This is a genomic window from Pseudoduganella sp. R-31 (assembly GCF_049913235.1).
GTDB lineage: Bacteria > Pseudomonadota > Gammaproteobacteria > Burkholderiales > Burkholderiaceae_D > Rugamonas.
Map to the genome: position 1 here is coordinate 1969960 of NZ_CP183986.1, position 12346 is coordinate 1982305.

General features: G+C 64.0%; 9 protein-coding genes. 3 read left to right on the forward strand and 6 right to left on the reverse strand.

The window, feature by feature from the left end; translation table 11 throughout:
• Window positions 1–6: 6 nt before the first annotated feature.
• Window positions 7–1914, forward strand: coding sequence for a family 43 glycosylhydrolase (locus tag ACN9MY_RS08980; protein WP_426337157.1), 1908 nt, complete (start codon window positions 7–9; stop codon window positions 1912–1914).
• Here the strand turns inward: ACN9MY_RS08980 and ACN9MY_RS08985 are convergent.
• From ACN9MY_RS08985 to ACN9MY_RS09010, 6 genes are read right to left on the reverse strand one after another with little or no spacing between them, the layout of a single operon-like run.
• A complete protein-coding gene (locus ACN9MY_RS08985) occupies window positions 1901–3271 on the reverse strand; it encodes an FGGY-family carbohydrate kinase (protein ID WP_426337158.1) in 1371 nt (456 codons plus the stop codon). The genes ACN9MY_RS08980 and ACN9MY_RS08985 overlap by 14 nt on opposite strands.
• On the reverse strand, window positions 3268–4284 hold the full coding sequence (locus ACN9MY_RS08990; RefSeq protein WP_426337159.1) for an ABC transporter permease: 1017 nt from the start codon (window positions 4282–4284) through the stop codon (window positions 3268–3270). The genes ACN9MY_RS08985 and ACN9MY_RS08990 overlap by 4 nt, the downstream gene beginning before the upstream one ends.
• Window positions 4281–5273: an ABC transporter permease gene (locus ACN9MY_RS08995; RefSeq protein WP_426337160.1), complete on the reverse strand. Its 993-nt coding sequence runs from the start codon at window positions 5271–5273 to the stop codon at window positions 4281–4283. The genes ACN9MY_RS08990 and ACN9MY_RS08995 overlap by 4 nt, the downstream gene beginning before the upstream one ends.
• Entirely contained in the window at window positions 5270–6757 is a 1488-nt protein-coding gene (locus tag ACN9MY_RS09000) for a sugar ABC transporter ATP-binding protein (RefSeq protein ID WP_426337161.1), read from the reverse strand. The genes ACN9MY_RS08995 and ACN9MY_RS09000 overlap by 4 nt, the downstream gene beginning before the upstream one ends.
• Before the next feature lie 26 nt (window positions 6758–6783).
• Window positions 6784–7749 carry a rhamnose ABC transporter substrate-binding protein gene (gene rhaS / locus ACN9MY_RS09005; RefSeq protein ID WP_426172152.1) on the reverse strand — a complete coding sequence of 322 codons (966 nt, stop codon included), beginning with the start codon at window positions 7747–7749 and terminating at the stop codon, window positions 6784–6786.
• 38 nt (window positions 7750–7787) lie between these two features.
• Window positions 7788–8654, reverse strand: a complete 867-nt coding sequence (locus ACN9MY_RS09010; protein ID WP_426321797.1) for a DeoR/GlpR family DNA-binding transcription regulator — start codon at window positions 8652–8654, stop codon at window positions 7788–7790.
• A 277-nt stretch (window positions 8655–8931) separates the two neighbouring features.
• Here ACN9MY_RS09010 and ACN9MY_RS09015 point away from each other — a divergent pair, with 277 nt between their 5' ends.
• Entirely contained in the window at window positions 8932–11031 is a 2100-nt protein-coding gene (locus tag ACN9MY_RS09015) for a bifunctional rhamnulose-1-phosphate aldolase/short-chain dehydrogenase (RefSeq protein ID WP_426321799.1), read from the forward strand.
• A gap of 21 nt (window positions 11032–11052) precedes the next feature.
• Complete coding sequence (rhaI, locus tag ACN9MY_RS09020) at window positions 11053–12345, forward strand: L-rhamnose catabolism isomerase (RefSeq protein WP_426337630.1); 1293 nt, start codon at window positions 11053–11055, stop codon at window positions 12343–12345.
• Window position 12346: the final 1 nt, after the last annotated feature.

Sequence of the window (12346 nt, forward strand, 5' to 3'; positions counted from 1 at the left end):
AGTAAGATGGTTGCACGCTTCCTTGTAGTTTTGCTGGCTTTGCTGGCGATGGGGGAGGCGTCTGCCAATCCCCTGGTCCTGCAGCGCGCCGATCCACAGGTGCTGCTGCAGGACGACGGCAATTACTATCTCGCCGCCACCGTTCCCGAATATGACCGCATCGAGCTGCGCCGCGCGCCCACGCTGGAAGGCCTGGTCAAGGCCGAAGCGCATGTGGTCTGGCGCAAGCATGCGAAAGGTGAAATGGGCGCGCATATCTGGGCTCCCGAGCTGCACCGGATCGGCGGCAAGTGGTACATCTACTTCACGGCCGGCCGTTCGGATGCGATCTGGGAAATCCGCTTGCACGTGCTGGAGAATAGTTCGCCCGATCCCTTCAAGGGCGAGTGGATAGAGCGCGGCCAACTGAAGACCGGCAGGGAGTCCTTCTCTCTCGATGCCACCACCTTCGCGTTGCGCGGCCAGCGCTACCTGTTGTGGACGCAGAGCGATCCCGATCCTGCCAGGAAGGCGACCAACATCTATATCGCGAAGATGGATTCGCCGCTGTCGATCAAGGGCCCGGCAACCATGTTGTCGACACCCGATTACGCGTGGGAGAAGAAGGGCCATAACGTGAACGAGGCACCGGCTGCGCTGGTGCGCAACGGGCGCGTGTTCGTGACTTATTCCGCCAGCGCGACGGACGCGAACTATGCCTTGGGGATGCTGACCGCGCGCGACGATGCCGACCTGCTCGACGCTCGCTCGTGGAGCAAGTCGCCCGAGCCGGTGCTGCGCAGCAGCGTCGCGAACGGCCAGTTCGGACCGGGACATAACTCCTTTACCACAACACCGGACGGCAAGACGGATATCCTGGTCTACCATGCGCGCAATTACCGCGACATCAAGGGCGATTCATTGCTCGACCGGAATCGCCACACCCGTGCGCAGGCAATTCGCTGGCGCGCCGACGGTACGCCGGATTTCGGCGAGCCGGTGCCCGACGATGCCGGGGCTGTGGCCCCCAAACCGCTGTTCCGCGACCCGGTGCATGACGGCGCGGCAGACCCGGTCGTCATCTGGAATCCGTTCGTGGGGCGGTGGTGGATGTTCTATACCAACCGCCGTGCCAACGTCCCGGGCCTGGCTGATATCGCCTGGGTCCACGGTACGCGCATCGGCATTGCCGAATCGGATGATATGGCGGCGCATTGGCGCTACGTGGGCACGGCCAACATCACGCTGCCGGAGGAGCTGGGCGGGGCCGGTGCGACGCAATGGGCGCCGGACGTGGTGCGTGCGCCCGATGGCCGCTATCACATGTTCCTGACGGTGGTGCCGGGCGTCTTCAACGACTGGAAGCATCCGCGCCATATCGTTCACCTGACCAGCGGCGATTTGCGCAACTGGGGCGATGCGAAGGAAGTGCCGTTGGCTGTGCCGAAGGTGATCGACGCCAGCGTCGTAGCGCTGCCCGAAGGCGGCTGGCGCATGTGGTACAACAATGAGGCGGACAAGAAGTCGATCTATTTCGCAGACAGCGCGGACCTGGTGAAATGGACTGACCGCGGCCGCGCCATCGGCGACCAGGCCGGTGAAGGGCCAAAGGTATTTCGTTGGAAGGACAGTTGGTGGATGGTGACCGATGTTTGGCAAGGCCTGGGCGTGTACCGCTCCTCAGACGCCTTGAACTGGAAGCGCCAGCCGGGCTACCTGCTGCAGCAGCCAGGCAATGGGGAGGACGACCGCGCGATCGGTGGGCATCCGGATGTAGTGGTCAGCGGCGAGCGCGCATTCCTGTTCTATTTCACGCATCCGGACGGGAAGGGCACGCGCCGCTCCAGCATCCAGGTGGTGGAATTGGCCAGCGACGGCCAGGTACTGCATGCCGAGCGCGATGCTGCGGCACGCGTCATGCTCATCCCTCAATAAGTTCGCGCCAGCGCTGGCGGTAGGCTTGCAGGCCGTCCAGCGCAAGCGCTTCGGCGGCTTGGCCCTGCAGTTGGGGCGTGCCTTCGCGGCGATGCAGCAGCCAGCCGCCGCAAGTTGTTCCGCTGGTATCGTCAGTTGCCAGCACGCGGCCGGTGCGCAGCGCTGCCAGCACCGGAGCGAAGTACGCATTTCCGGTAAAAGCTCCCTCGACCACCACATCGCCGCGCACGCCCAGCGCATCCAGGCAGTAATCGCACATCAGGACGAGGTACAGCGTCGCCAGGGCTGAACGTTCCGCAGCGCTCGTCGGCGCCGGTCCGGCAATGCCGCCATTGCGCCGTGCGAAGGGGCCTGCCTGGGCGAATGCCGGCAGCGCGAACGTGGCCTGGTGCACGATGGCCGCCAGGTCGCTTGCCAGGAAGTCCGTTGGCGGTGTGCCGTCCGTGCCGCTGGCGATCGCGCCGAATTCCCTTCCGCCCATGAAGCGCATGCAGGGCACCGGTTGCGCGAAAGCGCTGCTGTTGGCCAGCATGTCCGCCTTCTCGCGCAAGCCGTCGAGCGCCATGCCGGGGGCGGCGGCGATGACCCAGGTGCCGGTGGAGAGCACGGCTGGGGCGGCAGGCGCGCCAAGGTGGCGCAGCAGGGACGCATTGCTGTCGTGGATGCCGCACAGTACCTGGCAATCGACCGGCAAGCCGGATTGCGCCGCCAGTTCGGGCTTGAGCGTGCCAAGCGCCTGCCAGGCTGGCTGCAAGGGCGGCAGCAGTGCATGCCAGCCCATGCGCTCCACCAGGGCGGTGTAAGCCTGCCTTGCGGGCTGCCACAAGTCGGTATGGCAGCCTAACGACGTCACTTCGCCCGCCGCCACCCCGCACAGGCGCCAGGCCCAATACTGCGGATACATCAGGATGTGCTGTGTTTGCGCGAACTCGTCGGGGTAGGCTTGTGCCAGCCATGCCAGCTGGCTGCCCAGGTTCAAGCCGGCGGGCAGGCGCGGCGAGTAGCTGCTTGTGTAGGCAGGCCGCAGCTCATCGTAGCGTTGCACGTGTGCGGCTGGAAGCACGTATTCATAATCCAGTACCGGCAGCACCAGGCCGTCGCAGTTGACCAGGGCCGCTGTGGCGCCGTGGGTAACAGGCACGATGGCGCCGATGCTGGCCTGGCCGCCAAATTGGCGCAGCACGCCCAGCATCCAGTGCCAGATGCCTTCCGTGTCGTGATGCGGATAGGGGCCATCCTGAAGGATGGTATTGGACCGGCGTTGCTCGGTAAGCTGGCTGCCGTCAGCGGCGATCAGGGTCAGCTTGGCGTTGGTCTTGCCGATGTCGAGGACGACGGTGGCGCGCTGATCGCTCATTTCGCCACCTGGCGACGACGAAACAGGCGCGGCAGGGCAATCGCGACCAGCAGCAATACGCCTACGGCAATCGTCATGGAAATGCCAGGCACGTTAGCCAGCGACAGGCCGAAGGTGACGGCGCCCAGCGTCAACACGGCAAGCATCACGCCGCCGATGGTGCCGATGCCGCCGGCGATGCTGACGCCGCCGAGGATCACCATCGTGATCGCTTCGAGCTCCCAGCCCATGGCAATGTTGGGGCGCGTGCTGCCTATGCGGCCGGTCAGGAGGAAGGCGGCCAGGCCGGCCATGGCGCCCGCCAGGACGAACAGCATGAAGCGGTAGCGTTCCACGGCGATGCCGGAAAAGCGCGCCGCCACCGGGTTGTTGCCGATAGCGTAGATGCGCCGCCCCCAACTGGTGGCGTGCAGCACGAAGGCGAACAGGGCGGCACACAGCAGCAATACGGTGAATTCACGCGGCAGGACGCCGAAGAAATAGCCCTGGCCCCAGTCGGCCATCTGCTGCGGGTAGCCGGTGAAAGCCTGGTCGCCCAGCACCACGCTGGCGAGGCCGCGGAACACCGACACCGTGCCGATCGTGACGACGATGGAGGGCAGGGCGAAATGCGTTACCAGCACGCCATTCAGGGCGCCGCATGCCATGCCGGTCAGCAGGGCTACCAGGAACAGGGATTCCGGCGGCCAGCCGGCGCTGTTGGCCAGGCCCATCGCAACGGAGCTGAGCGCGAGGATGCCGGCCACGGAAATGTCGATCTCGCGGCAGATGATCAACAGGGCCATTGGCAGCGCAAGCAGGGCCTTCTCGCTGAAGTTGAAGGTGCCGTCGGCCAGGTTGTCCAGGTCCAGGAAATGCGGCAGCAGTGTGCCGTTGACGGCGAACACCGCGACGAGCAGCAGGGCGAGCATGGATTCCCAGCGCCCGAGCAGGGCGCCGAGCCGGAAGCCGGGACGATCGAGGATGGTGTAGCGAGAGGTGCTTGGAGCGGTCATGGTCTGGGCGGAGGTCATGCGGCACTCCTGGCGGGATTATTCAGGTGCAGCTGCAGGATCTGGCGCCCTTTGCTGCGGCCGCCGCGTGCATTGATCAGCACAGCGACCAGGATGACGAGGCCGGTCAGCGCACTTTGCCAGAATGGCGATACCTTGATGACCGGCAGGGCGTTGCCGATCACGGCGAGGAAGAGCGCGCCGAGGACCGCGCCTGTCACCGAGCCGCAGCCGCCGGCAATGCTGATGCCGCCGATGACGCAGGCTGCAATGACGGTGAACTCAAAGCCGTAAGCGATTTCGGTATAGGCCACGGCATAGCGCGCCACCCACAGGTAGCCGCACAGGCCGGCCACGGCGCCGGACAGGCCGTAAGTCCACAGCAGTCGGCGCGCGATCGGAATGCCGACGTAGCGCGCCGACGCCGGCTCGTTGCCGATGGCGTACAGGTCGCGGCCAAAGCGGCTGTGGCGCGCTACGTACCACGCTGCGAGCGCGGTGGCTGCGGCGATCCAGACCAGGTGGGTCAGGCCGAGCAGGCGTTCAAGCGGGAAAGCAATGAACTGCGCCGGCATCTGGTGCGAATTGACCCAGGCGCCGCCCGAAAGCACGAAGACCAGGCCGCGATAGACGCTCATGGTGCCTAGCGTGACGACGATGGGCGGCAGTTCAAGGTAGCCGACCAGCCAGCCATTGAGCAGGCCAAGCACGAGGCCCAGAGCCGTCGCCGCCAGCATGACGAAGGCAAGCGGCAAGCCGGGATTGCGCGACGCCAGCAGGGCGGCAGACATGCCGCAGAGCGCAAGGGTGGACGCTACCGACAGGTCGACACCACGCGTGACAATCACCAGCATTTGCGCCAGTGCCAGCATGACCAGCAAGGTGCCGTCGGTCAGCAGGTTGGCCAGGCTGGGCGCGGTCAGGAATACCGGCGCGCGCCAGCCGACCAGCAAGGCCAGGGCGGCAATCGAAAGCGCAAGCTGGGCTTCGCGTTGCTTCAATATCTTCATGCCGTCTCCATCTCCAATCCTGACGCGGCGGCCACCACGTTCTCGGGCGTGGCTTCACCGCGCTTGAATACCTGCTTCACATGACCCTTGTGCATGACCAGAACGCGGTCGGCCAGGCCCAGTACTTCCGGCAATTCGGAAGAGACGAGAATGACCGACAAGCCTTGCTCGACCAGCCGGCTGACGAAGCGGTGCACGGCGGCTTTGGAACCAATATCGATGCCCTTGGTCGGTTCGTCCAGGATGATGACCTTCGGCTGCGTTGCCAGCCATTTGCCCAGCACGACTTTCTGCTGGTTGCCTCCGGAGAGTTCGCTCACGTTCTGCAGCAGGTGGCTGGCCTTGAGTTCCAGCTGCTCGCTGTAGTGGCGCGCAATTGCGCATTCCTCGGCACGCCGCCGGCGCAGCAAGAAGCCAACGCGCGAAAGGATCGGCAGCGTGATGTTCTGCAGAATCGGCATCGACAGATGGGCGCCCTGATGCTGGCGGTCTTCCGGCACGTAGGCGATGCCGTGACGGATCGCGTCCTGCGGCCCGCGGATGTGCAACGCCTTGCCTTCCAGCCTGATGCTGCCGCTGACGTTGGCGGTCAGCCCGAACAGGCCCTGCATCACTTCCGAGCGGCCGGCGCCGACCAGGCCATAGAAGCCGAGGATCTCGCCGCGCCGCAGGTGGAAGCTGACCTGGTCGAATTCGGTGGGGTGGCACAAGCCTTCCACCTCCAGCAACACTTCGCCCGGCTCCACGCTGGCCTTGGGGTAGGCGTCGTGCACGGCCCGTCCAACCATGAGGGCGACCAGGCCGGCTTCATCGATGTCGGACAGCGCACCAGCAGCGATGAACTGCCCGTCGCGCAGCACCGTGTAGCTGTCGGCGACGGTAAATATCTCATCGAACTTGTGCGAAATGAAAATCACCGCCGTGCCGGCCGCGCGCAACTGGCCGATGATGCGGTACAGCTCCTGGATCTCATGCTGCGAGAGGGAAGCGGTCGGTTCGTCCATGATGACCACGCGCGCTTCCTGCGACAGGGCGCGGGCGATTTCGACGAAGTGTCGCTGCGCGACGCTCAGGTCCTTGACGCGGGCGCGAACCGGCAACGACACTTCGAGCCGCGCGAACAGACGCTCCGCTTCCGCTTCGATCAGCTTCCAGTCGATATGGCCCGCGCGGCTTGGGTGGCGGCCGACGTAGATGTTCTCGGCTACGGTCAGCTCGTCGAACATCACGGTTTCCTGGTGCACGGCAGTGATCCCCGCGCGCATGGCGTCCTGCGGACAAGTGAATGCCACGTCCTGGCCGGCGAGGCGAACGACGCCTTCGTCCGGCGTGTAGATCCCGGTGAGAGTCTTGACCAGGGTCGACTTGCCGGCGCCGTTCTCGCCCACCAAGGCCATGACTTCGCCTGCGCGTACAGAGAGGCTGACCTTGTTCAGCGCCACGATGCCGGCAAAACGCTTGCTGATGCCAGAAAGTTCCAGCACTGGTGCCTTGTTTTCCTGCATGGCGCTCAGAAGATACTGGAGAACTGGTCGACGTTCTCCTTGTTGTAGGTGAACGGCGGCGCCATGGCGGCTTCGCCGTGCGCGTCGAGCGAAATCGCGCCCATGCGGCCGGCGTTGATGCTGCCACCGGCCTTGGCTCCCGGCTCGCCCTTGACGAAGCCGTAGGCCGCATACGTTGCCGCGTAGCCCAGGTCGATCGGGTTCCAGATCGCGAACTCGCGTACTGCGCCGCTCTTGACGTGACCTGCCATTTCCGATGGCAGGCCAAGGCCAGTGACGAAGACCTTGCCGACCAGCTTTTCGTCCACTACTGCCTTGCTGGCTGCGTTGATGCCGACGGTGGTCGGGGCGATAATGGCTTTCAGTTGGGGATTGCTGCGCAACAGGCCGATGGCTTCGCGGTAGCTTTTGTCGGACTGGTCGTCGCCATACACGGTGGCGACCAGCTTGAGTTTGGCAAACTCTGGCTTGGCCAGTTCGTCCTTCATCACCTTGATCCAGATGTTCTGGTTTGTCGCCTGGGCCGATGCGGACAGGATCGCGATGTCGCCCGCGCCGCCGATGGCGTCGGAAGCCATCTGCACCTGCTTGCGGCCGATCAGCTGCGCATTGGAAGGATTGAGGTGCATCTGGCGGCCTTCTTCGGCCAGACCGCTGTCGAAGGAGATCACCTTGATCCCGCGCTGCATGGCCTTCTTGGCGATCGGCACCAACGCGTTCGGGTCGTTGGCCGAGATCACGATAGCGCTAACCTTCTGGCTGATCAAAGAGTTGATGATCTCGATCTGGCCTTCCGCGCTGGGCGTGGTGGGGCCGGTGTAGATAATCTCCACGTTCTTCAACTGTGCCGCCGCCTCGTTGGCGCCGGCATGGGCGGCATCGAAGAAACCGTTGCCGAGGCTCTTGACCACCATCGCGATGCGGATTTTCTCGGGCGCTTTTTGGGTGCAACCGGCGACGGCCGCCAGCATGCCTGCGGCGAAGGCCGCAATGACTAATCTCCTGGATTTCAATGCGAAGTCTCCGTGTGGTAAAGCGCTGCAGGCTGGAAGTCGAAGTTGGGTGCGAATGCGGCTGGGCTGATTGTTTGCGGCAGTGCCTCTGGCGCCACCGTGACAACGTTGACGCCGGATTGTTCCAGCAGCTGCACGGCGTAGTCGGAGGCATTGGTGTCGGTGATAACAGTCGAAACGCGATTCAGGCCGCACAGGATCAGGCCCGCTTTCTTGGCGAACTTGGAGCTGTCGGCCAGCACGATCAGTTCCTCGGCCTGGCTGATCAGGCGCTGCTCGGCCTGGATCAAGAGCGGATCGGCCTCCATCAGGCCAAGCAGGGACAGGCCGTACACGCTCATGAACATCTTGGCGGCGTAATGGTGCTGGGTGATGTCGTTGTCGAAGGGGCTGAGAATCACGTTCTGCTCGCGATACACTTTTCCGCCCGGGAGAATGATTTCGTTATCGCTCGAGACCAGCAGGCGCTCCGCCATCAGGAAGGAATTGGTCAGGATCTTCAGGTGCTTGTCGGTCAGGAACTCGGCCATCATGAAGGTCGTCGTTCCGCCGTTGATGATGATCGTTTCGCCATCGCCGCACATGCTGGCGGCATAGCGTGCAATGGCGCGCTTGCGCTCCGCATGGCACTGGATGTTGTTCTGGAAGGTTTCGCTCGTGAGCGGGAAGCCGCGCTTTTTCTGCGGCAGGTTGGCTGCGCCGCCCCTGGTACGCGTCAGGAGGTTGCGGGCGGCCAGCCAGCTGATGTCGCGCCGCACCGTGGCAGGCGAGGCGCAAAGCCATTCGACCAGTTGCGGAACGCTGGCTGTCGTATGTTCCGCGAGCAGCTTGAGCAAACGTTTACGGCGCTTGTGATTCACCATCTTCGTCTCCTTATGTTGTGCCTTCCCTCGGTTCCGGAGCCGGGCCGGGTGGCTACTTTATTAAATCGAGGCTAATCAATCCGCCGGCACAGGTCAATCAAGTGATGATCAATTCGCTGATTATTTCGGGATTTGCTGTGACTGATAACCAAATGCGATCAACGATATGATTATTTCGTTCTTGGTCATCATGTTGATTGCTTTCGCATTGACACTCCACCGGCGCCTGATTTCTACTGGTTTCCAGGCAAATCAACCAACCAATACGGAGAAAGTAATGCAAGATTCAAGGCAGAAGGCGGCGATTGCATCGCTGTGGGACGATGCGAAGGCGGCCGCCATGAGCGAGCCGGAGCTGCTGCTGTACCGTTCCAACCTGCTCGGATCGGACCTGCGCATCACCAATTTCGGCGGCGGCAACACCTCGGCCAAGGTGATGATGGAAGATCCACTGACCGGCGGCCAGGTCGAAGTGCTGTGGGTGAAAGGCTCCGGCGGTGACCTGGGCAGCATCAGGAACGACGGTTTCTCGACCCTGTACATGGACAAGCTGCAGGCGCTCAAGCAGCGCTATCGCGGCCTTGAGCACGAAGACGAGATGGTGGGCTACCTGCCGCACTGCACCTTCAACCTGAATCCGCGCGCGGCTTCGATCGACACGCCGCTGCATGCCTACATCGACCGCAAGCATGTAGACCACATGCATCCCGATTCCGTGATCGCAATTGCGGCCTGCGCCAACAGCAAGGCGTTGACGCAGAAGATCTTCGAAGGTGAACTGGGCTGGCTGCCATGGCAGCGCCCGGGCTATGACCTGGGCCTGAAACTGGAGGCCCTGTCGCAAAGCCAGCCGGAGCTGAAGGGCATCATCCTGGAGGGCCACGGCTTGTTCACGTGGGGCGACAGCGCCAAGTCCTGCTACGAAACCACGCTGGCCATCATTAAGCGCGCCGAGGAATGGCTGGCCGCGAACATCCGGCAGCCGGTCTTCGGCGGCGCGGCGATCGCGCCGATAGCTGCGCAGGAGCGCGCCGACCTGGCCGCGCGCCTGATGCCCATCCTGCGCGGGAAAATCAGCAAGACCGAATTCAAGCTGGGCCACTTCGACGACAGCGACGCCGTGCTGGAATTCGTCTGCAGCCGCGACCTGAAGCCGCTGGCTGCGCTGGGCACGTCCTGCCCCGACCACTTCCTGCGCACCAAGATCCGTCCGTTTGTGATCGACTTCGATCCTGCCCGTCCGGATTTCGAGGCGCTGGTGGCGGGACTGGATGCCAGCCTGGAAGCCTACCGCGCCGACTACACGGCCTACTATGAGCGCTGCAAGCGGGCCAACAGCCCCGCAGTGCGCGACGCCAACCCGATCATCTACCTGATTCCCGGCGTAGGCATGCTGTCCTTCGCCAAGGACAAGGCAACCGCCCGCATCGCCGGCGAGTTCTATGTCAACGCGATCAACGTGATGCGCGGCGCGAATGGCGTCGACAGCTACGTCGGCCTGCCGGAGCAGGAAGCCTTCGACATCGAATACTGGCTGCTGGAAGAAGCAAAGCTGCAGCGCATGCCCAAGCCGAAGTCGCTGGCCGGACGCATTGCACTGGTGACGGGCGGCGCCGGTGGCATCGGCCAGGCGGTGGCGCGCCAGCTGCTGCAGGAAGGCGCTTGCGTGCTGCTGACCGATATCGACAATGAGGTGCTGGCCGAGGCGCACCATGCGCTGTCGAAGGTGGCCGGCAAGGACAATGTCGCGAGCATCGTCGCCGACGTGACAAGCGAGCAGGCCGTGGAGGCGGTGCTGCGCGAATCGGCGCTGCGCTTCGGCGGTGTCGACCTGCTGGTGTCGAATGCCGGTATCGCGTCGTCTGCGCCGCTGGAGGAAACCACCCTGGAGATCTGGCAGCGCAACCAGGACATCCTGGTCAAGGGCTACTTCCTGGTCAGCCGCGGCGCCTTCCGCGTCATGAAGCAGCAAAAGCTGGGCGGCAGCATGGTCTTCGTCGCCAGCAAAAACGGCTTGGTGGCTTCGGCCGGCGCGTCGGCCTACTGCACCGCCAAGGCGGCGGAAATCCATCTGGCGCGCTGCGTGGCGCTGGAGGGTGCCCCGCACGGCATCCGTGTCAACGTGGTCAATCCGGATGCGGTGATCCGCGGCTCGCGCATCTGGGATGGAAAATGGAAGCAGGAACGGGCACAATCGAACAAGATCGATGCGGACGACGTGGAGGCCTTCTACCGCGACCGCAGCATGCTGAAACGCAGCGTGCTGCCGGAAGACATTGCGGAAGCGGTGTATTTCCTGGCTAGCGACAAGGCTGGCAAGAGCACCGGCAACGTGCTCAATGTCGATGCCGGCAACGCGGCAGCCTTCACACGATAAGCAGCGCAACAAGGAGACATGATGACGGCAGTAGTCAAGCAGGACCAGGTGGCGGAACATAACGCCACCCAGCAGGCGGGACTGGATGCGGATTACGCAGCCCTGGGCGGCATGCTGGGACGGCGCGGCGTGGATATCGAGCAGCTCACCGCCGTGGCGCAAACCTTTGCGGTGGCCTTGCCCAGCTGGGGCGCCGGCACCGGCGGCACGCGCTTCGCGCGTTTCGCGGGCAAAGGCGAGCCGCGCAATGTGGTCGAGAAGATGGAAGACTGCGGCGTGATCCACCAGCTGACGCGCGCAACGCCGACCGTTTCGCTGCATTTCCCCTGGGACCGTACCGACGACCCTAAAGCGCTGCGCGAGCAGGCCGCGTCATATGGCCTGGGCTTCGATGCGGTCAACTCCAATACTTTCCAGGACCAGCCGGGCCAGCAGCATACCTACAAGTACGGCAGCCTGACTGCGCAAAGCGCTGAAGCGCGCGCGCAGGCAGTTGCGCACAATATCGAGTGCATTGAGCTTGGCAAGGCGCTGGGCTCGAAGGCGCTGACGGTATGGGTGGGCGATGGCGCCAACTTCCCGGGGCAGCATAACCTGCGCGGGGCGCTGGAGCGTTACCTGGACAGCATGCGCGACATCTACGGCGCGCTGCCGGCGGATTGGCAGGTATTCATCGAGCACAAGCTGTTCGAGCCGGCCTTCTACGCCACCACCATCGCCGACTGGGGTACCAGTTTCGCCTGCGCGCAGCAACTGGGCGAGAAGGCGAAATGCCTGGTCGACCTGGGGCACCACGCGCCCAATACCAATATCGAAATGATCGTGGCGCGGCTGGCGCAGTTCGGCAAGCTGGGCGGATTCCACTTCAACGACAGCAAGTACGGCGACGACGACCTGGATTCGGGCAGCATCAACCCGTTCCAGCTGTTCCTGGTGTTTAACGAGCTGGCCGATGCTGCGCAGCGCGATGCGGCATTGCAGCCCGCCTATATGCTGGACCAGTCGCACAATGTCACCGATCCGATCGAAAGCCTGATGAATAGCGCGGCCGAAGTGCAGCGCGCCTTCGTGCAGGCGGCCCTGGTCGACCGCGCGGCGCTGCGCCGCTACCAGGAAGCGAACGACGTGCTGCAGTCCGCGCAGACGCTGAAGCAGGCCTACCGCACGGACGTCAGCCCGATCCTGGCCATGGCAAGGCTGCGCTCCGGCGGCGCAATCGATCCGGTTGCGGTATACCGTGCTTCCGGCTATCGCGAACAGGCGGCGGTGCGTCGCCCGGCCAAGGCCGGCGCCAGCAGCAGCGGCATCGTTTAAG